Below are 20,782 nucleotides of genomic sequence, written 5' to 3'. Positions count from 1 at the left end.
CCTCCAACGCCGGCTTCCAAACGGCGGCTCAGTAGCCGGGCACGGATTCCTGTGCCACCGCGCTGGCCTCGGAGAACTGCGTCCGGTACAGCTCCGCATAGCGGCCCTCGGCGGCGAGAAGCTCCCGGTGGGTGCCGCGCTCCACGATCGAGCCGTCCTCCACCACCAGGATCGCGTCCGCCGCACGGATCGTCGAGAGACGGTGCGCGATCACGACGGCGGTACGGCCTTCCAGCGCGGCGCCCAGCGCCTCCTGGACGGCGGCCTCGTTGGTCGAATCCAGCGCGGCGGTGGCTTCGTCGAGGATGACCACCCGCGGCTGGGCGATCAGCAGGCGGGCGATCGTCAGGCGTTGCCGCTCGCCGCCGGAGAGCCGGTAGCCGCGCTCCCCCACCACAGTGTCCAGCCCATCGGGCAGGGACCGGATCATGTCTTCGAGCCGGGCACGGCGCAGCGCATCCCACATCTGCTCTTCGGTGGCCTCCGGCCGGGCCAGGCGCAGGTTGGAGGCGATGCTCTCGTGGAACAGGTGACCGTCCTGCGTCACCATGCCGAGGGTCGCGCGCATCGAGTCGAACGTGAGGTCACGGACGTCCACGCCCGCGCCGGGCGTCGTGCCGCCGAAGCGGATGGCGCCTGAGTCGACGTCGTACAGGCGCGACAGGAGCTGCGCAATGGTGGACTTGCCCGCCCCGGAGGAGCCGACGAGGGCCACCGTCTGGCCCGGCTCCACCCGGAAGCTGATGCCGTGCAGCACTTCCTCGCCGCCGCGGGTGTCCAGGGTCAGCACGTCCTCCAGGGAGGCCAGCGAGACTTTGTCCGCCGAGGGGTAGGCGAAGCGGACGTTGTCGAACTCCACCGAGAGCGGACCTGACGGGGAGGCCACCGCGTCCGGCTTCTGCTGGATGAGCGGCTTGAGGTCCAGGATCTCGAAGACGCGTTCGAAGCTGACCAGGGCGCTCATGATCTCGACCCGTGCGTTTGAAAGTGCCGTGAGCGGCGCGTACAGGCGGGTGAGCAGCAGTGCCAGCACGACGACGTCGCCCGCGTTCAACTGCCCGGCGAGCGCGAGCCAGCCGCCCAGGCCGTAGACCAGTGCCAGTGCCAAGGCCGAGACCAGTGTCAGCGCCGTGACGAAGGTGAACTGCAGCATGGCGGTGCGGACGCCGATGTCCCGGACGCGGCCGGCCCGGAGGGCGAACTCGCGGGATTCCTCGTCGGGGCGGCCGAAGAGCTTGACCAGCGTGGCGCCGGGCGCGGAGAAGCGCTCGGTCATCTGGGTGCCCATGGTGGCGTTGTGTTCGGCGGCTTCGCGCCGCAGATCGGCCAGCTTGGAGCCCATCCGGCGGGCCGGGATCAGGAAGATCGGCAGCAGGATCATGGCGAGCACGGTCACAAGCCACGATTTATTCAGCATCACCGCGAGGGTCAGCGCCAGGGCCACGACGTTGCTGACCACGCCGGAGAGCGTGCCGGCGAAGGCTGACTGCGCGCCAATGACATCGTTGTTCAGCCGGCTGACGAGGGCCCCGGTCCGGGTCCGGGTGAAGAACGCGATCGGCATCTTTTGGACGTGGTCGAAGACCTTCGTGCGCAGGTCCACGATCACGCCTTCGCCGATAGTGGAGGACATCCAGCGCGTCACCAAGCCGATTCCGGCCTCGGCGATCGCGACGACGGCGATCAGGACGGCGAGCCAGATCACCGTGGAGGCCTCCGCGTGGGCGATGATCGCGTCGACCACCTGCCCGGCGAGGACCGGGGTGGCGACGGCCAGGAAGGCCATCACGATGGACAGCAGGACGAAGGCGATCAGTTTGCCGCGGTGGGGGCGGGCAAAACTGAAGACGCGCTTCAGGGTCTCCTTCGAGAACGGCTTGGACCCGCTGGAGGCGCGGGTGATGTTGTAGAGGGAGCTCCAGGCGACCCGGTCCATGCTCATTTGGTGTTGCCTTTCGGGGCATCGGCGTGCAGTTCGGTGACGACGCCGTTTTCGACGTTCCAGCGCACGTCCAGGCGGACGTTTTCCAGAAGCCGGCGGTCGTGGGTGACCAGCAGCAGCGCGCCGTCATAGCTGTCGAGGGCTTCCTCGAGCTGTTCGATGGCGGGCAGGTCAAGGTGGTTGGTGGGTTCGTCCAGAACGAGCAGGTTCACGCCGCGGGCCTGCAGCAGCGCCAGGGCTGCCCGGGTCCGTTCCCCCGGGGAGAGGGAGTCCACGGCCCGGTTGGTGTGATCGGCTTTGAGGCCGAATTTGGCCAACAGGGTGCGCACCTCGGCCGGGGTCTGCTCTGTCAGGACGTCCTCAACGGCGTCTGCGAGCAACAGTCCGCCGGCCAAGAGCCCGCGCGCCTGGTCGATCTCGCCGACGGCCACGGACGCGCCCATGGACGCGTCACCGGAGTCGGGCTGCTGGACGCCGAGCAGGAGCCGGAGCAGGGTGGATTTGCCGGCGCCGTTGGGACCCGTGATCCCGATCCGCTCCCCCGCATTCAGCTGCAGGTTCACCGGGCCGAGAGTGAAGTCGCCCTGCACCGCGACGGCGTCGCGCAAGGTGGCCACGACGGCGCTGGAGCGGGGTGCCGCTCCGATGCTGAACTGCAGCTGCCATTCCTTGCGCGGCTCTTCCACTTCTTCGAGCCGGGCGATGCGGGACTCCATCTGCCGGACCTTCTGGCCCTGCTTCTCGGAGGACTCGGTGCTGGCCGCCCGGCGGATCTTGTCGTTGTCCGGGTTCTTCTTCATGGCGTTGCGGACGCCCTGGGAGCTCCATTCGCGCTGGGTGCGGGCCCGGGAGACGAGGTCCGCCTTGGTGTTCGCGTACTCCTCGAAACGTTCCCGGGCGTGCCGGCGGGCGACGGCGCGTTCCTCCAGGTAGGCCTCGTAGCCGCCGTCGTATACCGCCACCGAGTTTTGGGCCAGATCCAGTTCCACGATCGTGGTGACGCAGCGCGCCAGGAACTCGCGGTCATGCGAGACCAGGACGGCGCCGCCGCGCAGGCCCTGCACGAAGGCCTCGAGCTTGGCCAGGCCGTTGAGGTCCAGGTCGTTTGTGGGTTCGTCCAGGAGCACGATGTCGAACCGGCTCAGCAGCAGGGCGGCGAGCGCCACGCGGGCCGCCTGGCCACCGGACAGGCCAGTCATTCCGGCGTCGGGGCCCACATCGAGGCCAAGGTCCGCCAGGACGGACGGGATGCGGTCCTCCAGGTCAGCGGCGCCGGAGGCCATCCAGCGGTCGAAGGCCAGGGAGTAGGCGTCGTCGGAGCCCGGAGCGCCGGAGCCCAGCGCCTCCGCGGTGGATTCCATCTCCAGGGTCGCCTGGGCACAGCCGGTGCGCCGGGCGATGTAGCCCGCGACCGTTTCGCCGGCAATCCGTTCGTGTTCCTGCGGCAGCCAGCCGACAAAGGCGTCGGCGGGGGCCAGGCTCACGGTGCCTTCCTGCGGACCGTCGACGCCGGCCAGCAGCCGCAGCAGGGTTGATTTGCCGGCACCATTGGCGCCGACGACGCCGACGACGTCGCCGGGGGCTACGGTCAGGGACAGCTTCGAGAAGAGTGTGCGGTGATCGTGTCCACCGGAAAGATCCTTGGCAACAAGGGTTGCAGTCATTACTTCATCCTCTCACTGCGGCCCAAAACGGGCCTCCCGTCTGGGAGAAACTGCGGGTCCGGACGGGACAGAAAACCGGCCGGGCATAGAAGAACCCGCCGGTCCGGACTTGGGGGGTGTACGGACCAGCGGGTTCGACCATTTAGCATAGTTGAATTAGGACCTCACGCAAAATCCCAGCCCGCACCGCCACACCGCCGCCACCCCCCGCCTCAATCGCCGCTGCCCCACCGCATGCCAGTAGACATACTGCCCGTCGACTCCGCAGGAAGCCCTAGATGCCACTACCCGCAAAGGCGTTCCAACTCTGGCTTCATCGGGTTGCCCCGTCCGCGAGCACAGCCGATCTCTGCCGGATCTCCGGGATCAAGCGCACCACCTTCGCCCAGCAGTTGGTCCGCGGGAAGGTGGCCGAAACCACCCTGGTCAGCATCAGCCGGGCCCTGGATTTGAGTCCGCTGGCGGAACTCGCATCCTTCGAGCATTATGCGGAGCTGGCCGCCCCGCCGCAGCCGCCGACCCCCGCCGAACTCGTCAGCCAGGTCGCCACTATGGACCTGTTGCGCGCCGTCATTTCGCGTTCTTCCCCGGCCTACGGCGGCTACGGTGACCAGGGCAGCTCAATGACCCCGGCTCTGAGCCCCGCACCGCACGCCACGTCGGTCCGCAACTGGGTGGATGCGATTGACGATGGTGAATTGCGCCACCGGGTTTCGGCCGCCACCGGGGTGGCACCGCAAAATTACTCCGCGCAGCTCACGGCAAACCGGCTGTCCCCCGAGCTTGCGGTCGCGACGGCCCGCGCGGCGGGCGTAGGCTTCACCGGCGGGCTCGTCGCCACGGGCCTGATATCTGAGGCTGAGGCCGGCTGGACGGCCGGAGCGAAGCAAGCCGCGTTGGACGCTCTTTCCGACGGCGACCTTAGCGCCCTGGCCGGGGAACGTCTTCAGGCGCTCGGAAAATCGCTGCGGCGCCATGAGCAGGAGCAGGCACAAACACAAAAGATTTGGGAGAACCTCGGATGATCGCGATCCTGCAGTGGACCACACTGGCGATGTGCTGCGTCGCCACGCTCGTCCGCGTGCCCAGTGTCCTGCGGGGTGAAAACCGGTCCCTGTTCTGGATCCTTGCGCTGATGACCCTGGCAATCCTGCTCAGCATCGATGCCCCGTATCTGGCCGTGGACCAAGCCCTGGGAGGCATGAACGTCGCCAACCTGCTGCTGCGCTTCGTCATTTTCGCCGTCATCTTCTTCCTTGGTCTCCGGATGGCCCGGGGCTTCAGCGCGTGCGACGCCCTGCGGCTCATCACCGGCCCCATCGGCATCGCAGTAGCCGCTGCCGCCTCGGCTGTGGTGGTGGTGGTCTTCCTCATGATGGATACCGCCGGCTCCTCGGCGGGTTTGGTCGCCGTGTTCGCCAAGGACGGCCGCAATGCCGCCCTGGTGGAGTATTACGGGGCCGCCGGGCGCCTGTACCCCGCGTTCATCACCGCGGCCCTGTTTCCGGCGATGCTGCGGACCCTGCGCAGCGGACTTCCGGCCCTTGTCCGGTCCAGCGCCGGGTTGCTGGCCGTGGGCACCGTGGCCATCTGCCTCAGCCTGCTCTCCCCGGTCATCCCTCCGCCCCTCGGGTTCATGCGGTTCGTCATCAACTACTCGGCGGTCCTGTGCCTTGTCCTGGGACTGTGCATGATCTGGCTGGCTAAGACGCTTGCGAAGCGTGCGCCGAAGAAGCATGCTGGCATGATCTGACCACTTTGGGGCTGAGCAGGCAAGCGATGTGGGAGAACCGGGAATGATTGCAACCCTCCAGTGGGGCACGCTGATCATCTGCACCGTGGTGCTCCTCCTCCGCGTTCCGGATGCGGTCCAGGGGCGGAACAGGACCGTCTTCTGGATCCTGGTGCTCGCGACCCTGTGCAGCCTGCTCTCGGTGCCCGGCCCCTATGAGGCGATCGATGGGGCGCTGGGGGGATGGAACCTCGCCCACCTGATCTTGCGCTTCCTCGTATTCGCCGCGGTCCTGCTGGTCGGTCTGCGCGTGGCGCGGGGCCTGGCAGACGAGCCCGGCTACCGCCTCATCGCTGGGCCGGCAGGGCGCTGGGCCCTGGCCCTCAGCGCCGTCGTCGTGGCGGTGACCTTCTTCTTCATGGACACCCGCGGGTCCTCGGCCGGCATGCTGGACATCGCGGACAACGGGGGACGCAATGCCGCCCTGGCGCCGTTCTACGCCGCGGCCGGCCGCACCTATCCTGCTTTCGTCTCCCTCGCCCTGCTGCCGGCATTGGTGGCCACCACCAGGAGCCAGCTGCCGCGGCTGGTGCGTGCCGCGGCCCTCCTGACATGCCTCGGCGCCCTCGCCACCGCCTGCAGCGTACCTGCCTCCTTCGCCCCGAAAGCGTGGACCCTCGCTCAGCAGACGGTCAACTATTTGGCCGTCCTGGGCTATGTCCTGGGCCTGGGACTGTTCTGGGCTTCCGGGCTCGCCGCCAAAGAATCTCATAACGCTCGCGCAACATTTCGCAAGAACCAAAAGTAGGCATTCACAAAATCATTAGACCGTGAGAGAATCATGAATGTGTGAATGCGGCAATCGCTTCGTGTACGGAAGTCAGCCGTGCGAAGCAGAGGCAGCCGTCCAAGCGCCATTGGGGGGATGAGTGGTAGCGGTCCGGTAGGACCGCTCCCACTCAGCCTGTTTAAGGGGTTTTCCGGTTGTTCCCGACAGTATTCGGATTCCCCGACACTGCCGGCCGGATTCCCCTGCGGGAAAGGCGGCGTCAGGCGGCCCTGCCTGTTAGCGCACAAACCTCAGCGTGACCAGCTGGAAGGGCCGCAACGTCAGCTCGGCGGAATTGCCGCCCGCCGTCACTCCCGGGGCATCGACGGGCCGTTCCAACAGATCCACGGCGTGCAGCCCGCGGACCGGGAAATTGGCCTTCACCGCGCCGGTGGACCGCTCCCCCAGTGCTTCGTAGAACCGGACAATCACATCCCCGGAACCGTCTTCAGCGAGTTTGACCGCTTCAATGACAAGGGCCTGATTGACCACCGTGACCAGCGGTTCCACCCCGTGCGCCCCGTGCACCATCCGCGGCGCCAGGTTGGTGCGGTAGCCCTCTTCGACGGCGTCGGCGATCGTGGCGCCCGGACGGACCGTGACGTGCAGCTCGTGCCTGCCCTGGTCCGCGCCGGGATCCGGAAACTTCGGTGCCCGCAGGAGCGAGAGCCGCACTGTGGTGGTGGTGCCGCCGTCGTCCTCCCGGACATTGCGGGTGACGTCGTGGCCATAGCTGGAAGCGTTGGAGATCGCCACCCCATAGCCCGGCTCGGCGACGTGGATCCAGCGGTGGGCGCAGATTTCGAATTTCGCGGCCTCCCAGGACGTGTTGACATGGGTCGGGCGGAACACGTGCCCGAACTGCGTCTCCGCCGCCGACCGGTCGGCCCTGACATCCAATGCAAAACCCAGCTTGAGCAGCTTTTCGCTCTCCTGCCAGTCCACGGCCGTAGTGATCGCGAGCGAGTCTGCACCCGGCGCTAGTGTAATCCGTTGGGTCACCGCGGAGGACCCGGCCATCCGCTCCACCACCACGACGGCGGCCGGGTTTTCGCCCCGGGGGTCGCGCTCCAGCGCCACCGAAAGCGCCTGTTCCAGACGGACGACGTTCCTGCGGTAGAAGGCGTCGATGTCCCACGCGTCCCATTCATTGGGCGTGTCCCGGTGCAGCTCCAGGAGGTTTCCCACCTCGCCGGGAGCAATCGCCTCGCGTCCGGTGGCCCGGTCCGTGAGGGAGACCAGCAGTCCGCGGGCATCCACCACGGCACGGATGATGCCATTGTCCAGGATGTAGCCGCCGCCGTCCTCAGTGACCTCTACCGGCTGCCCGGGCCGGACCGGTTCAGCAGCCGCCAGGGCAGGCACGCCCAGGCGCTCGTGCGGGGCGGCGTTGAGCAGGAATTTCCGGCTGCCGGTGCCGAGGGCCGCCGCCGCGGCGTTCGTGATGATCGCTTCCAGTCCCCGTTCGACGGCGGCGTAGTTCCGTTCGGCGTCCTGGTGGACCCAGGCGATGGAACTTCCCGGCAGGATGTCGTGAAACTGCTGCAGCAGGACCAGCCGCCAGAGGCGCTTGAGCTCCGCAGCCGGGTAGCGGTGCCCGGTCCGCACAGCCGCGGTGGCACTCCAGAGCTCGGCTTCCCGGAGGAGGTGCTCGCTGCGCCTGTTCCCCAGCTTGGTCTTGGCCTGGCTGGTGTAGGTGCCGCGGTGCAGTTCCAGGTACATCTCCCCCACCCAGACCGGAAGGGGCTCATACTCGGCCTGGGCCTGGCTGAAGAAGCTGGCCGCCGAGCCGACCCGCACCTTCGGGGATCCTTCCAGATCCGCCGTTCGCTGCGCTGCGGCCAGCATCTCGCGGGTTGGGCCCCCGCCGCCGTCGCCGTACCCGAACGGAACCAGCGACGTGCCTCCGCGTCCGTGGTCCCGGTAGTTCCGTTCTGCGTGCGCCAGGTCCCGGGCACTGAGGTCGGAGTTGTAGCTGTCCACCGGTGGGAAATGGGTGAAGATGCGGGTGCCGTCGATTCCTTCCCAGTTGAAGGTGTGGTGAGGCATCCTGTTGACCTGGTTCCAGGAGATCTTCTGGGTCAGGAACCAGCGGCTGCCTGCGGCCTTGATGATCTGCGGCAGGGCGGCGGAATACCCGAAGGTGTCCGGCAGCCACGCCTCCTGGCAATCGACCCCGAATTCGGCCAGGAAGAAGCTTTTACCCTCGAGGAACTGCCGTGCCATGGCCTCGCCGCCGGGCATGTTGGAGTCGGATTCGACCCACATCCCACCGACGGGAACGAACTGGCCGGCGCGGACCTTGTCCCGGATGCGCCCGAAGAGCTCCGGATAGTACTCCTTCATCCACGCGAGCTGCTGGGCGGAGGAGCACGAAAAGATGAAATCGGGATTCTCGTCCATCAGGGCGACGACGTTGGAGAACGTCCGGGCGCACTTGCGGATGGTTTCCCGGACCGGCCACAACCAGGCCGAATCGATGTGGGCGTGGCCCGTGGCCACGAGCTGGTGCGCCGAGGCATAGGCCGGCCTGGACAGGGCTCCGGCCAAGGCGGCCCGTCCGGCCTCCGCGGTCCCGGCAACGTCGTCGGGGTCCATGATGTCCAGCATGCGTTCGAGCGACCGCAGGATGTCGTGGCGGCGGGGCAGGTCCATGGGCAGTTCGTGCATCAGCCCGCTGAGCGTGAGGATGTCCTGCTGCAGTTCCCAGACGGTCTGGTTGCGTTCGGCGATGGCGATCCTGCCGAGGCGGTACTTCGGCTCGCTGCCCGACGTCGCCTTGTCGCCGTAGGGGGTGGCGGCGAAAGTCCAGTTCTGGGACAAGTCGGGATTGGCCGCGGCTTCGACGTAGAAGTCAACGGCCATGCCACTGCCCAGGAGCTTGAGCGGGATGTACTGGTTCCGCGGCGAGATCGCCTTGATGATGGTCCCGTCGGACCGCCAGGCAATGCCTTCGCACTGGAATCCCGGGAGGTCGCCGCTGAAGCCGAGGTCCACGAGGACTTCCACGGAGGTTCCGGCCGCGGTTCCCCAGGCGTCCGGCACCTCACCCCGGAGCCGGAGCCACTTGGTGCTCCAGGGCCGGCCCCAGGCCGCGCCGTGTTCCTGGGGCGTGAACTCCTGCCGCAGGGCCTCGAGCACCGGCACGGGTTCGTCCGGCGCGTTCCAGTTGCTTAGCGTCAGCGGCACGCTGCGCGGGTAGACGGCCGGGCCGATCCGGTCACGCAGAAAGCGGTCCAGCCGGACTTCCGTAAGACGGCGGTCGTCGTGCAATGTGATCCTCTTCAGCGCTGGGGGGGGCCGATCGACTCCAATCGATGGATAAAACTTACGCCGCGGAGAACCCGTTGGCCAACTGTTGCCCCTAGCCGGCCGCGGGCGCCGGAACGGCTACGCGTTGCTGGCCCGCGTACACGTTCAGGCTGGTCCCGCGGCTGAACCCGGCCAGTGTCATCCCGCTGGCCTCGGCGAGCTCGACGGCCAGGCTGGAGGGGGCACTGACAGCGGCGAGGACCGGGATGCCGGCGAGGGCCGCCTTTTGGACGAGCTCGAAGGATGCACGGCCGGACACCTGCAACACGGTGCCCCGGAGCGGGAGCAGGCCTTCGCGGAGCGCCCAGCCCACCACCTTGTCCACCGCGTTGTGCCGGCCCACGTCTTCGCGCAGGCACAGCAATTCGGCCGAGCCGTCGTCGGAGATCCTGAAGAGCCCGGCGGCGTGCACGCCGCCGGTGACTTCGAAGACCTCCTGGGCGGACCGGAGGGCGTCCGGGAGGGCCGCGAGCGTTTCGACGGGGACGGTCAGCTGATCGTGTGCCGGGCTGTAGTGCGAGGACTTCCGTACGGCATCGATCGAGTCAGTGCCGCAGATGCCGCAGGAACTGGAGGTGAAGACGTTGCGTCCGGTCTCGGGCCGTACGACGTCGGGCCTGAGCTGCGCCTCCACCACGTTGAACGTCTGCATGCCGTCGGCGTCTTCGCCGGCGCAGAACCTGAGCGAGACCAGCTGTTCGGGAGCCCAGATGATCCCCTCCGAGACGAGGAAGCCTGCGACGAGGTCGAAGTCATTGCCCGGCGTTCGCATGGTGACGGAGAATGACATGTTGCCGAGCCGGATTTCCAGCGGTTCCTCGACGGCAAGGACGTCCTCCCGGTGCCGGACCGGGAATTCGAGGGCCTGCGGGGACCCGTCCAGGACGATCTTGTGCACCTTGCGGCGCTGTGTCACACGGCCCATCCGGTGCTCCTAAGCAACATAGTGTGCCGCTGTTGAGGCTAGCGGCTGTTTGAATCTTTGGCTGGTTCCATCATTGTAAGTGCCTGGTCCTGGCGGCGTGCCTTGTCTCTGCGCCGGCGCAGCGGGCCAGGACTCAGCCCAAAAGGGCACTCCAGTCCACCGGCCCGTCACTGGCCGAGGTTTTCCTTGCGGTCCGCTTCGCCGCCGGCTTCTGTTCGGCGGCCGCTGCCGACGCGTCAGGCAACGGCGCACCCCACGGGAGGGCGAAGGCGGGGACCAGTTCCCCCAGCTGCACGCCATGGGGCGGGACCACCAGCACACCGTCGGCGGCGGCCAGCCCCCGCATCATTCCCGGGCCGGTGTGCTGCGCCGGCGATGCCATGCCATAGAGCAGCCGGAAGGGCATGAGCCGGGTCCGGCCCGGGTCGGCGTCAATTGTCGAGCCGCAGGGCACCTCGCTGAGCGGGGGGATCGCGCTGTGCCCGAGTGCCGCCAGGAGTGGGGCACCGATCGTGGACAGCGCCATCATGGCCGCTAGCGGGTTTCCTGGCAGGCCGAGGATGTAACGGCCGTCCGGCAGCTCGGCCAGCACGGCGGGGTGGCCCGGGCGCATGGCGATTCCGTCGATCAGCAGGCGGCCGCCGAGCTCGGCGACCGAGCGCCTGAGGTGGTCTGTCCCGGAGCGCCCCGTGCCGCCGGTGGTGACCACGACGTCGGCAGGCAGGTTTTCACCGGCAGGATCGGTGTCCTCGAGGGCGGCGAGCCATTCGGCGTAGGTGTCGCCGACTTTCACTTCTTCGGTACAGATCCCGCCGAGCATTCCCACCACGGCGGCCAGTTGGGGTCCGAAGGTGTCGCGGACCTGCCCGGGTGCCGGTATCCCGCTCGTCACGACCTCGGAGCCAGTGAAAACGAGGCGGACCACGGCCTTGCCGAGCACGGGAAGGGTGTCACTTCCGGCCAGCGCGGCGAGGGCCAGATGGGCCGGGTTCAGGACCGTGCCGCGCTTGATCAGTACGTCCCCGGCGGCGGCTTCCTCCCCGGCCTTCCTGATGTGGTCGCCGTTGCGCGGGTCTCCCGGCTTCGCGGTGCCGCCCAGCTTCAGGACGGGGAGGCCGTCCTCGTCGACGTCGATGATGCCGCTTTCGCTGCGCAACACTGCCTTGGCCCCGGGCGGGATGAGGCCGCCGGTGGCAATCGGGCTGGCCTGATGTGGTGCCAGACGCTGGCCGGGTTCGGCCAGGATCCAGGGGCCGCTGCCGTTGACGGCCCAGCCGTCCATGGCAGAGGAAGCGTAATGGGGCATGTCCTGCCGGGCACCGACGTCCGCCGCGAGCGTCCGGCCGAGCGCCTGCCGCAGCGGAACAGGGGCGGCCGGGATGGGAACAGCGCACTCGAACGCGAGTTGCCGGGCCTCCTGCCACGTGTGGGCCAGGTGCCTGTGCGGCTCCGCGGCAGTGTCCTCGTCCGCTCCATCCTGGTCCGCAGTGTCTTCGCCCGCGGCGCCCTGGTCCCCTGCCTCCTCGTCCGCTGCATCCTGGTCCGCAGTGTCTTCGCCCGCTGCATCCTGGTGCGCCGCGATGTGAGGGCCACCAGGGCCGTCTACGGGAGCCTCTCCACCGCCAGTTCCGACGCCATTTCCGCCGGTATCGTTGACGCCATCTTCACCGCCATCTCTGACGCCATCTCCACCTGCGGCGGTGGTGGGGCCGTTGCCGTCCGGGGCCGCAGCCGTCATGCCCCGGAAGTTTCGGCGGCTGCGTAGTCCTTGGCGAGCCGGCGGGCCACGGCCATCGCGGACTCCATGGACACGGAGTCCGTGGCCTGCCCGGAGCCTGAGGCCAGGCCGGCCGCAAAGCCGGCAATGAATGTGGTCAGCGGTGCCGCCGGGCGCACCACGGAATGGGCGGCCACGCCGGCCAGGGCGAGGACCTCATTCACGTCAATCTCAACGTCGTCCAGCTCCAGGGCCTGGAGCAGGGCACGGCACCAGTCTTCCAGTGTTTCGTCCTGGCTTTTCACCGTTTGCCTCCATGGTCGAGTTCAGCTGTGCAGAGCCGGGCCGGAGCCCGGACCGCCGTCGGGAATCCTGCCGGATACCCCCAGTGCGGACGCGTCATCCCAGGTGTCGACGTCATCCGTGGAACCCGGGGGAACGCGAACTTCCCGCACGTCCAGCCTAGCAAGAAGGGCGAACACCGACGCGTTTTCCAGCCGGTCCCGGGACGCGGCGTCCGCGACAGAACGATGTAGCACGGCCGTGCCATAAAAGCCCGCGAGCGGCTGTTTCCGGCCGTCGGCCGAGACGGCCATGACGCCGTCGGCCGCGTCCCTTTCCGGCGTGCCTGCACCGGACGCGGCCAGCGCCTCGGCCAGGGCATGGACCGCGCCTTCCGACCGGGGCATGTCACACGCCAGGACGAGGGTATAGGGCGCGGCTACTGCGTGCCGGCTCGCGTGATCGGCGGCCAGGGCGGCCAGCCCCGCCGCGATGGCTGCGGCCGGACCCGCGAAGGGCGGCTCTTCCCGGCAGGTCAGGACGCCGCCGGGCAGGCCCCCGGGGTCGGGGCCCACGACGACGGTGCGCCCCGCCGCGCCGGCGGCCCGCAGTGACCGCTCCAGGAGGGTGGCGCCGTCGTAGACCAGCCCGGATTTGGGCACGCCGCCGAGGCGTGAGGACCGCCCCCCGGCGAGAATGATGGCATCGAACTCCATCGTTTCAGCCTAGCGCGGCGCCAGCGGCGACCGAACAAGCCGTCACGTGCGCCGGCAGCGTCTTCACCGGCTGATCAATCAGCAAGGGGGCAGATCAGGCAGCCGATTCAGGCAGCAGGAACGGATCCCAGGCCGGCGTCGGCTTCTCGAGTTCCTTGATCTGCCAGATGGCACCCTTTGGCGGGCCCGGAACAAAACCGATCTTCCAGCCCATCTCCGCCGGCGTATGGTCGCTCTTGGCGTTGTTGCACCGCAGGCACGCCGCCACCAGATTCTCCCAGGAGTCGGCCCCGCCCCGCGATTTGGGCTGGATGTGGTCGATGGTGTGGGCAGCCTTGCCGCAGTACGCGCAGCGGTGGGCATCCCGGCGCAGCACGCCGCGGCGGCTCACCGCAGTCATCGTGTTGTACCTGGGCCGGATGTAGCGGTTCAGCAGGATCACGGACGGGCGGCCCAAAATGTCCTGGGGGCCGACCACGGGGTCGTCCCCTTCGGCCACCACGCTGGCCTTTCCGGTCAGGACAAGGACGAGCGCCCGGCGGAAGGTGATGACCGCCAGCGGTTCATATCCAGCATTCAGAACGAGAGTGCGCATCCGCATACCTCTTCACGGCCGCACCCGCCAGCGGCACGAGGGCCGGCTGCCCTCTGCATGGTCGGGCTATGGATCGACAACACAAGAGTAAACACTCAAGTGCCGGATCACCGAATATTTTTTCACCGGTGCGGTCCCGGGCGCGGAAAGTTCACTGCACGGCAACGCAAAAGACCCCCGCCTGCAGGCGGGGGTCTTTCGGAATGCTGGGGTTCGTGCTTAGGCGCCGACGCGGATGAAGACCGGGCCGGAGCCGACGTTGACGCTGTACAGCGCGGTGGTGCCGCCGTTCCAGCCGCCGTGCACTGCCATGCCGTTGCCGACGTAGACCGCGATGTGAGCCATGCCCACGCCGCCGTTCTGGTAGTAAGCGAGGTCGCCCGGGCGTGCCTCGGCGGCGCTCACGGTGCGGCCCAGGGACAGGTAACCTGCCGGCCAGCCGTGGTAGTGGATGCCTGCCGCGGCCAGGGCGTTGGTGGCGAGGGCGGTGCAGTCCTGCGCCACGCCGATCTGTGCGTAGGCAGCGGCGGCGATGGTCGCGCCTGCGCCGCTTCCGATGCCAGCGGGGGCCTGGGCAGCGACGCCGCCGCTGACGCCAACCTCGGTGCCGCCGGCGCGGGTGGCCGTGGCGTCCTGGACCTTGACAACGGGCTTGGGAGCCTCGACAACGGGAGCCGGCGTGGTGGTCACGGCGGGCTTCTCGTAGGAGATCGCGATGGTGGAAGCGGCCGAGATGGTGGCCGGAGCTGCGGACTGGACTTCCAGGGCCGAAGCGGAGGTGGATTCGCGCTGAACATTGGTTTCAGCAGCGTTGGCTGCGATTCCGCTGGTCAGGACCAGACCGGAAGCTGCGGCGATGACCGCAGCCTGACGGCCCACGCCGCCGGCGTTGTCGCCGACAGCCTTAGCAATAACAGCCAGCGAGTTGGTCTTGGTGACCTCGGCGCGGTGCCGTGCAACGTTTGCACGAGTAGTCATTAAGTTCTCTCTTTCGTGATCCTTGGACCGCGCGCTTTCGGGCGCGGACTGAGGACGCTCCGGCATCTTGGGGGTACGCCGGATCGCCCCGAAATGGGTTACTTAGCGAAGGGTGTACTGCGAAGACGCGCCAAAAGCGGAAACTGCATGCTGTCCGGGCTCGCTAGAGATTGAGCCTGCGGAACGTGATCCAATCCGGGCGCCGGCAAGGGCGGCACGTGATGTGGATTCCAGCGGGCTCGACAGAGCCTCGCCGGTGCGCATGCGCGCAGAATTGTGGCGTGAAGACACGAAAGTAGCCTCTCCCAATGCCTACGAGGTGAGCTGTCGGATTCGGATGGGAGTCACCCGGCCGCGCTGCTTCCTGGGAAGCTTTGCGACTTAACCCCAAGGCCTTCTTTCGAAGGCCAAAATTGGTTCCCCCGCCCCTGCCAGACGATGTAATGCGAACGGACCTTGAGCGGTGGCAGAGCTAGGCAATCCACTCAAGAGCGCCAACTTCGGAAAAGTTGGCGTGCTTCAAACCCTACAGCAGTCCGGATCCAATGTCACATTCAGATCACGGCGTGTCACAGGAAGTTGAGAGCAGCCCATCGTCTTTTTAGAGCCAGCCGAGCGGGTCAACGACATCGCCGTTGACCATCACTTCAAAGTGGAGGTGGCAGCCCGTGGAGGCGCCGGTGGTTCCGCTCATGGCGACGACGTCACCGCGGGAAACCTTCTGGCCGACCTTGGCCGAGGCCGAGGACAGGTGGTTGTACGTGGTCTCCAGGCCGTTGCCGTGATCGATGACCACGCGGTTCCCCCCGCCGAAGGGATGCCAGCCGTTGAAGGTCACGGTGCCGCTGGCGGCCGCGTGGACCGCCGTGCCGCACTGGGCGGCGAAATCCTGGCCGCGGTGGAACTCCCCCGCGCCCCCGGTAATGGGGCTGACACGGTAGCCGAAGGGCGAGGCCGTGACCAGCTGGTCGAGCGGCGCACCCAGGGTGCCGGCCGATGCCGCGCGGGTGATGGTTCCCACAGATTGGGCGCTCAGCAGCTGCTTGAGTTTCCCGTCCGGATCGCCCTTCGTGGTGACGGCCGTGCGGTTGAAGTCGACTTTGGCGGCGGCAGCAGCGGTGACATCCGGCTGCACGGCAGCGGAGAGTGCGCCGGACCCGCCCGGATTCGAAGCCATCACCGGGCTCGTGACGGGGACCGTCACGGTCAGAACCAGACCAGTTGCGGCCAGGGCGATCCCGGCCTTCTGCCCGACCCCGCTGGCCGCGGCAAAGTCCGTGACCTGGCGGAACGGACTGCGACGGCGACGGCGTTCATCCCGGTGCACGTCCCGCGGGCGTTCGGCCGTGTGTGCGACGACGGGACGCGGCTCCGGTGCGGGACCGGTCGCGCGGCGACGGCCCCTGGAGGTCTGGGTGGTCAAGAACGGTTCCTCTCTGGATGGCCTGCGAAGTTAGCTGTCGGATTCGGGTCAGAGAGATCAAAGACCCGGTCCGCCGTTGCAAGCAGCCACGCGCAGATGCATCCCAGGGGATCCTTCGGTGGAAGCTGCTTGCCGCTGACGGACTTCACCCCAAGGCTGCCGAAGTAGCAGCCGAAAGTGGTTCCCCCGCCCCTGCCAGGAGGTAGTTCTGCGACTGATCCGCTGGCAGGGCTCGGCTTCGGATCAGGTAACGCTTTGGTATCGGTACTGGGCACTAACTATAGGCGATTAAGCCGCCCGGTAATAAATCCGTAACCGCAATTGTGGACAACTCATGGGTCGTCCCATGACCGGCGCGTAGTGGCTGGTCAGGCGACTGTTACAAAGACGTGCGCGGCAACCTCGGGCGGCAGTTCCAGGGCACCTTCGATATCGGGGACGCGGACCGAGATGTACTCCCCCACCCGCTCCAGCGAGACAAGCGCGCCAGGCCTGATTCCGCCCTCGTCGAGCTGGGCCAGAAGCTCCGGCTCCACCTGGATCGGCTCCGCGAGTCGGTTGACCGTAACCCGGGAAGTTACCCCGTAGCCGGCCATGGCCTCCAGCAGGTTCACAGGCCTGTCCACGGGGGCGCCATTGGGAACGCCGCCAAGATCCGCAAGCCCCGGAATAGGGTTTCCGTAGGGCGAGACTGTCGGGTGGTTGAGCATCTCGAAGATTCTTCGCTCGACGCGTTCGCTCATGACATGTTCCCAGCGGCACGCTTCCTCGTGGACGTAGGCCCAGTCGAGCCCGATCACGTCCGCGAGGAGGCGTTCGGCCAGACGGTGCTTGCGCATGACACCGATTGCACGTTTCCGTCCGGTTTCCGTCAGCTCAAGGTGCCGGTCGCCGGAAACAACCACCAGCCCGTCGCGCTCCATCCGGCCGATGGTCTGGGACACGGTGGGGCCGGAGTGGCGGAGCCGTTCGGCGATGCGGGCGCGGAGGGCAACGATGTTTTCTTCTTCAAGTTCCAGAATGGTCCGAAGATACATCTCCGTGGTATCGATCAGATCCGTCATTCAGCTCAGCTCCTCGAGCGCAGTCCTAGCGTCATTCCCACCGTACCGCGTGCGGGCTGCATGCAGGATGCGCCCAGGCGGGAACCGCCGTACGTTCGCATGCCAGCCTAGCCTATTTTGAATTACTCCGGATAATCTTTCGATCGACCTGGAGCTATTGTCCCAGCCCCAGCCGGCCGGCCGTCCCCGGCGTCTCAATGACCGGACTATGACAGGCCTTTTTCCGTATCGCCGGGAGCTGTCAGGCAAAATAAAACAGGCAGAATGAAACAGGCAGAATGAAAAGGGGTGTCCGTGGTAGCCATCCCTGCCCGCCACCTCCCAGCCACGCTACGAACCAGCCGAAAATTGGAGCCACTGTGAGCGACACCAGCATCACGATCCCCGCCAACCTCCTGCCCAGGGACGGACGGTTCGGCGCCGGCCCGTCCAAAGTCCGGCCGGAACAGATGGACGCCCTGACCGCGGCATCGTCGAAGCTGCTGGGGACCTCGCACCGCCAGGCACCCGTGAAGAACCTGGTCGGCTCGGTGCGCAGCGGCCTCAGCGAATTCTTCCGGGCACCGGAAGGCTATGAAGTCGTGCTGGGCGTCGGCGGATCTACCGCGTTCTGGGACATTGCCGGCTTCGGGCTCGTGGAGAACAAAGCGCAGCACCTGTCCTTCGGCGAGTTCGGCTCGAAGTTCGCCTCCGCCACCAACAAGGCGCCGTTCCTTGCCGAGTCCTCCATCATCAAGGCCGAACCCGGCACCCGCCCCACCGCCCGGGCGGAGGCCGGCGTCGACGTCTATGCGTGGCCGCAGAACGAGACCTCAACCGGCGTAGCCGCCCCCGTCCAGCGGGTGGCCGGCGCCGACGAGGGGTCGCTGGTGCTCGTGGACGCGACCTCGGCCGCGGGCGGGCTGGACGTGGACGTGGCGGAGTCGGACGTGTACTACTTCGCACCGCAGAAGAACTTCGCGTCCGACGGCGGCCTGTGGCTGGGCCTGTTCTCCCCGGCCGCGCTGGAACGGGCGGCACGGATCAAGGCCGGCAACCGCTGGATTCCCGACTTCCTTGACCTCCAGACGGCGATCGACAATTCCCGGCTGAACCAGACCTACAACACCCCCGCACTGGCCACCCTGGTGACCCTGGACGCCCAGGTGCAGTGGCTCAACGCCAACGGCGGCCTGGACTTCGCCGCCGGCCGGACCGCGGATTCTGCCGGCCGCATCTACCGCTGGGCCGAAGCGTCCGAATACGCCACGCCGTTCGTGGCCAAGGCCGAGGACCGCTCGAACGTGATCGCCACGATCGACTTCGATGACTCGATCGACGCCGCGGCCATCGCCAAGGTGCTCCGCGCCAACGGCGTCGTCGACACCGAGCCGTACCGCAAGCTGGGCCGCAACCAGCTGCGCATCGCCACCTTCGTGGCGATCGAGCCCGACGATGTCTCGGCACTGCTCGAGTGCATCGATTTCGTCGTGGCGGAACTGAAGAAGTAGCCCCGCGTCCGGCGTCGTCACGGCCCCTGAGAACCTAAGCCGTGACGGCGCCATCGTCGTTTCAGGTCCGTCCGCCCTGCTGAGCCTCCGGCAGCGCGTCCCTGCCGGCACCGGCCGCCCCGGTCCGGCTTTCGACGCGGAAGTACCGCATCCCGTGGGCGCGGCGGTTGAAGTGGAGCCGCAGGTGCTTCGCGCGGATGATCCACACCAGCCCGATCAGGGCCGCCAGCAAGCCGGCGCCCGCCGCGACCGCCATGGACCAGCGGGGGCCGGCGGTGTTTGCCACCCAGCCGACGAGCGGCGCACCAAGGGGGGTTCCGCCCATGAAGATCGCCATGTAGAGGGCCATCACCCGGCCCCGCATTACGGGCTCTGTCGTGGTCTGGACGTACCCGTTGGCGCTCGTCATCATGGTGATCGCGAACAGCCCCACGGGCACAAGTGCGACGCCGTACCAGAAGTAGTTCGGGGCCATCGCTGCGATGCCCGAGGTCACGCCGAAGGCGGCGGCCGCCCCGAAGATGACCCGCAGCCGTGGCTTGCCGCGCCCGGCGGACAGCAGGGCCCCGGCGACGGATCCGATGGCCATGATCGAATTCATCAGGCCGAACGCCCCCGCGTCCAGGCCGAATTCGGTCCCCACCATGGCCGCGATGAACAGGGCGAAATTCAGCCCCAGGGTTCCCACGATGAAGATCGCCACCAGCACCACGACCAAATCCGGACGGTACCTCACATAGCGCAGCCCCTCCCGGATCCTGCCCTTGCCCGCCGGTGCCCGCGGCAGCCGGCGCAGCGACGACGACGGGATTTTCGCCAGGCTCAGCAACAGGGGCACAAAGGTGAGCGTATTAATGAGGAAGACCCAGCCGGGCCCGACGACGGCCGTGAGCACGCCGGCGACGGCCGGACCGATCATCCGGGCAACATTGAAAGACGCGCTGTTTAGGGCCACGGCGTTGGGCAGGTAGTCGTCCTGGACGAGTTCCGAGACGAAGGTCTGCCGGACGGGGGCGTCCAGGGCTGAGACCACCCCGAGCATCAGGGCAAAGGCGTAGACGTGCCAGAGCTGCGCCGCGCCCGTGACCACCAGGATGCCCAGCCCCGCGCTCAGCAGCGCCATGGCGGACTGCGTCAGCACCAGGAGCCGCTTGCGGTTGAACCGGTCGGCGACCAGTCCGGCCACGGGTGCCAGGAAGAGTTGCGGGCCCAGCTGCAGGGCCATTGTGATTCCCACCGCCCCGGCATCGTGCGCCGTCAGGTGAGCGAACACCAGCCAGTCCTGGGCGGTGCGCTGCATCCAGGTGCCAACGTTGGAAATGAGGGCGCCGACGAACCAGATCCGGTAGTTCAGGATGTGCAGGGATTTGAACGTGGACATCAGCCCCAGCCCTCCCCAGACACGCTCCCGGACGCTTCCAACCGCTAGTCGGCCTCGCCCGTTGAGCGTTCCCGCTCGGCGTCGTCGGTGTCGACGTCGGGGTCGGTGTCAGCGGCGTCGTGGTCGGTGTCGGTGTCGACGTCGGGGTCGGTGTCAGCGGCGTCGTGGTCGGTGTCGGTGTCGTCGTCGGTGTCAGCGTCGTCGTCGGTGTCAGCGTCGGCGTCATCCTGCTGGTCGGCATCGGACGCCTGTGACGGCGCTTCGGAACCGGACGGCGCCTCGGCAGCCTCGTCAGCCTGCGCGTCTTCCGGGCGGACCCGTTCGGCCCACGGAACCCAGGCCGGTGCCAGGATGGAGTCCTCGGAGGGCAGGAGCCCAAGTTCGTCCACCGTGACCACCTTGGAGCGCGAGTTGCGTGTCAGCACGGCGTACCACTGCCAGCCCAGGTATCCGGGGAGCCTGGATTCGAACAGGTGGGTCACCAGGCGGTCGCCCTCGCTCCGGGCACCGATGTGCTCGCCGATCTGCTCGGCGGGGGCAATGCCCTCCACCGCGGTGCGGGCGACGTCGACGGCGGCGGCCAGGAAGGCGTCAGGCTTGCCGGTGCGCCAGACGGGCACGCCGGCGCGCGGGCGGATTCCCTGCTTGGAGCCGGTTGCTTTGGCCCCGGCGGGCGCTGCGGTTCCGGCATCCGGCGCCGGCAACTGATCAGGTTCCTGAGTCATCAAAAGC

17 protein-coding genes and 2 riboswitches are annotated in these 20,782 nt (G+C 67.7%); of the genes, 4 read left to right on the top strand and 13 right to left on the bottom strand.

Annotated elements, in window-relative coordinates; genetic code table 11:
- Positions 1 to 28: 28 nt before the first annotated feature.
- Positions 29 to 1,942 (bottom strand): ABC transporter ATP-binding protein, encoded by a 1,914-nt coding sequence (locus AC1DHX_RS07735; protein ID WP_476860153.1) that lies wholly within the window; start codon positions 1,940 to 1,942, stop codon positions 29 to 31.
- Positions 1,939 to 3,606 carry an ABC-F family ATP-binding cassette domain-containing protein gene (locus AC1DHX_RS07730; RefSeq protein WP_476860152.1) on the bottom strand — a complete coding sequence of 556 codons (1,668 nt, stop codon included), beginning with the start codon at positions 3,604 to 3,606 and terminating at the stop codon, positions 1,939 to 1,941. The genes AC1DHX_RS07735 and AC1DHX_RS07730 overlap by 4 nt, the downstream gene beginning before the upstream one ends.
- 278 nt (positions 3,607 to 3,884) lie before the next feature.
- On the opposite strand from AC1DHX_RS07730, the gene AC1DHX_RS07725 reads away from it, so the two are divergent.
- The 3 genes from AC1DHX_RS07725 to AC1DHX_RS07715 are packed head-to-tail and all read left to right on the top strand — an operon-like array spanning position 3,885 to position 6,146.
- Positions 3,885 to 4,631, top strand: a complete 747-nt coding sequence (locus tag AC1DHX_RS07725; RefSeq protein ID WP_476860151.1) for a hypothetical protein — start codon at positions 3,885 to 3,887, stop codon at positions 4,629 to 4,631.
- Positions 4,628 to 5,359 carry a hypothetical protein gene (locus AC1DHX_RS07720; protein WP_476858029.1) on the top strand — a complete coding sequence of 244 codons (732 nt, stop codon included), beginning with the start codon at positions 4,628 to 4,630 and terminating at the stop codon, positions 5,357 to 5,359. Before AC1DHX_RS07725 ends, AC1DHX_RS07720 begins: the two co-directional genes overlap by 4 nt.
- A gap of 43 nt (positions 5,360 to 5,402) precedes the next feature.
- Entirely contained in the window at positions 5,403 to 6,146 is a 744-nt protein-coding gene (locus tag AC1DHX_RS07715) for a hypothetical protein (protein WP_476851277.1), read from the top strand.
- A 258-nt stretch (positions 6,147 to 6,404) separates the two neighbouring features.
- Here AC1DHX_RS07715 and AC1DHX_RS07710 read toward each other — a convergent pair whose 3' ends face one another.
- The 9 genes from AC1DHX_RS07710 to AC1DHX_RS07670 all read right to left on the bottom strand — a co-directional run bounded on the left by AC1DHX_RS07710 (position 6,405) and on the right by AC1DHX_RS07670 (position 17,179).
- Positions 6,405 to 9,440, bottom strand: a complete 3,036-nt coding sequence (locus AC1DHX_RS07710) for an alpha-mannosidase (RefSeq protein ID WP_476860150.1) — start codon at positions 9,438 to 9,440, stop codon at positions 6,405 to 6,407.
- Between the two features lie 91 nt (positions 9,441 to 9,531).
- Positions 9,532 to 10,404, bottom strand: coding sequence for a formate dehydrogenase accessory sulfurtransferase FdhD (gene fdhD / locus AC1DHX_RS07705; protein WP_476860149.1), 873 nt, complete (start codon positions 10,402 to 10,404; stop codon positions 9,532 to 9,534).
- Positions 10,405 to 10,537: 133 nt separating this feature from the next.
- The gene (locus tag AC1DHX_RS07700) at positions 10,538 to 12,142 is read right to left on the bottom strand and encodes a molybdopterin molybdotransferase MoeA (RefSeq protein WP_476860148.1); all 1,605 of its coding nucleotides are present in this window, start codon (positions 12,140 to 12,142) and stop codon (positions 10,538 to 10,540) included.
- Positions 12,139 to 12,426 carry a DUF6457 domain-containing protein gene (locus AC1DHX_RS07695; protein WP_079555354.1) on the bottom strand — a complete coding sequence of 96 codons (288 nt, stop codon included), beginning with the start codon at positions 12,424 to 12,426 and terminating at the stop codon, positions 12,139 to 12,141. Before AC1DHX_RS07695 ends, AC1DHX_RS07700 begins: the two co-directional genes overlap by 4 nt.
- A gap of 21 nt (positions 12,427 to 12,447) precedes the next feature.
- On the bottom strand, positions 12,448 to 13,119 hold the full coding sequence (gene mobA, locus AC1DHX_RS07690; RefSeq protein WP_476851274.1) for a molybdenum cofactor guanylyltransferase: 672 nt from the start codon (positions 13,117 to 13,119) through the stop codon (positions 12,448 to 12,450).
- Positions 13,120 to 13,213: 94 nt separating this feature from the next.
- Entirely contained in the window at positions 13,214 to 13,714 is a 501-nt protein-coding gene (locus AC1DHX_RS07685; RefSeq protein ID WP_026266867.1) for an HNH endonuclease, read from the bottom strand.
- A gap of 219 nt (positions 13,715 to 13,933) precedes the next feature.
- Positions 13,934 to 14,692 (bottom strand): NlpC/P60 family protein, encoded by a 759-nt coding sequence (locus AC1DHX_RS07680; RefSeq protein WP_476860147.1) that lies wholly within the window; start codon positions 14,690 to 14,692, stop codon positions 13,934 to 13,936.
- 295 nt (positions 14,693 to 14,987) lie between these two features.
- Positions 14,988 to 15,157, bottom strand: a riboswitch (cyclic di-AMP (ydaO/yuaA leader).
- 136 nt (positions 15,158 to 15,293) lie between these two features.
- Entirely contained in the window at positions 15,294 to 16,115 is an 822-nt protein-coding gene (locus tag AC1DHX_RS07675; protein ID WP_476860146.1) for a M23 family metallopeptidase, read from the bottom strand.
- Positions 16,116 to 16,119: 4 nt separating this feature from the next.
- A riboswitch (cyclic di-AMP (ydaO/yuaA leader) is annotated at positions 16,120 to 16,333 on the bottom strand.
- A 150-nt stretch (positions 16,334 to 16,483) separates the two neighbouring features.
- On the bottom strand, positions 16,484 to 17,179 hold the full coding sequence (locus AC1DHX_RS07670; RefSeq protein WP_079555358.1) for an iron-dependent transcriptional repressor DtxR: 696 nt from the start codon (positions 17,177 to 17,179) through the stop codon (positions 16,484 to 16,486).
- A 359-nt stretch (positions 17,180 to 17,538) separates the two neighbouring features.
- Between AC1DHX_RS07670 and serC the strand changes: the two genes are divergently transcribed.
- Positions 17,539 to 18,669, top strand: coding sequence for a phosphoserine transaminase (gene serC / locus AC1DHX_RS07665; RefSeq protein ID WP_476860145.1), 1,131 nt, complete (start codon positions 17,539 to 17,541; stop codon positions 18,667 to 18,669).
- Positions 18,670 to 18,730: 61 nt separating this feature from the next.
- Here the strand turns inward: serC and AC1DHX_RS07660 are convergent, their stop codons facing one another.
- Positions 18,731 to 20,050 carry an MFS transporter gene (locus AC1DHX_RS07660; protein WP_476858022.1) on the bottom strand — a complete coding sequence of 440 codons (1,320 nt, stop codon included), beginning with the start codon at positions 20,048 to 20,050 and terminating at the stop codon, positions 18,731 to 18,733.
- A gap of 44 nt (positions 20,051 to 20,094) precedes the next feature.
- Positions 20,095 to 20,775 (bottom strand): DUF3027 domain-containing protein, encoded by a 681-nt coding sequence (locus AC1DHX_RS07655; protein ID WP_476860144.1) that lies wholly within the window; start codon positions 20,773 to 20,775, stop codon positions 20,095 to 20,097.
- Positions 20,776 to 20,782: the final 7 nt, after the last annotated feature.

This window comes from Arthrobacter sp. 05N33_2 (genome assembly GCF_056397425.1).
Note: the sequence above shows the minus strand (reverse complement) of the source record. Positions and strands in the feature narration are given on the sequence as shown.

Coding starts and splice junctions, on each gene's coding strand:
- AC1DHX_RS07670 (WP_079555358.1), bottom strand. CDS start 17,179: ATGACGGATCTGATCGATACCACGGAGATGTATCTTCGGACCATTCTG.
- AC1DHX_RS07730 (WP_476860152.1), bottom strand. CDS start 3,606: ATGACTGCAACCCTTGTTGCCAAGGATCTTTCCGGTGGACACGATCAC.
- AC1DHX_RS07715 (WP_476851277.1), top strand. CDS start 5,403: ATGATTGCAACCCTCCAGTGGGGCACGCTGATCATCTGCACCGTGGTG.
- mobA (WP_476851274.1), bottom strand. CDS start 13,119: ATGGAGTTCGATGCCATCATTCTCGCCGGGGGGCGGTCCTCACGCCTC.
- AC1DHX_RS07655 (WP_476860144.1), bottom strand. CDS start 20,775: ATGACTCAGGAACCTGATCAGTTGCCGGCGCCGGATGCCGGAACCGCA.
- AC1DHX_RS07680 (WP_476860147.1), bottom strand. CDS start 14,692: ATGACTACTCGTGCAAACGTTGCACGGCACCGCGCCGAGGTCACCAAG.
- AC1DHX_RS07660 (WP_476858022.1), bottom strand. CDS start 20,050: ATGTCCACGTTCAAATCCCTGCACATCCTGAACTACCGGATCTGGTTC.
- fdhD (WP_476860149.1), bottom strand. CDS start 10,404: ATGGGCCGTGTGACACAGCGCCGCAAGGTGCACAAGATCGTCCTGGAC.
- AC1DHX_RS07700 (WP_476860148.1), bottom strand. CDS start 12,142: ATGACGGCTGCGGCCCCGGACGGCAACGGCCCCACCACCGCCGCAGGT.
- AC1DHX_RS07735 (WP_476860153.1), bottom strand. CDS start 1,942: ATGAGCATGGACCGGGTCGCCTGGAGCTCCCTCTACAACATCACCCGC.
- AC1DHX_RS07685 (WP_026266867.1), bottom strand. CDS start 13,714: ATGCGCACTCTCGTTCTGAATGCTGGATATGAACCGCTGGCGGTCATC.
- AC1DHX_RS07725 (WP_476860151.1), top strand. CDS start 3,885: ATGCCACTACCCGCAAAGGCGTTCCAACTCTGGCTTCATCGGGTTGCC.
- AC1DHX_RS07720 (WP_476858029.1), top strand. CDS start 4,628: ATGATCGCGATCCTGCAGTGGACCACACTGGCGATGTGCTGCGTCGCC.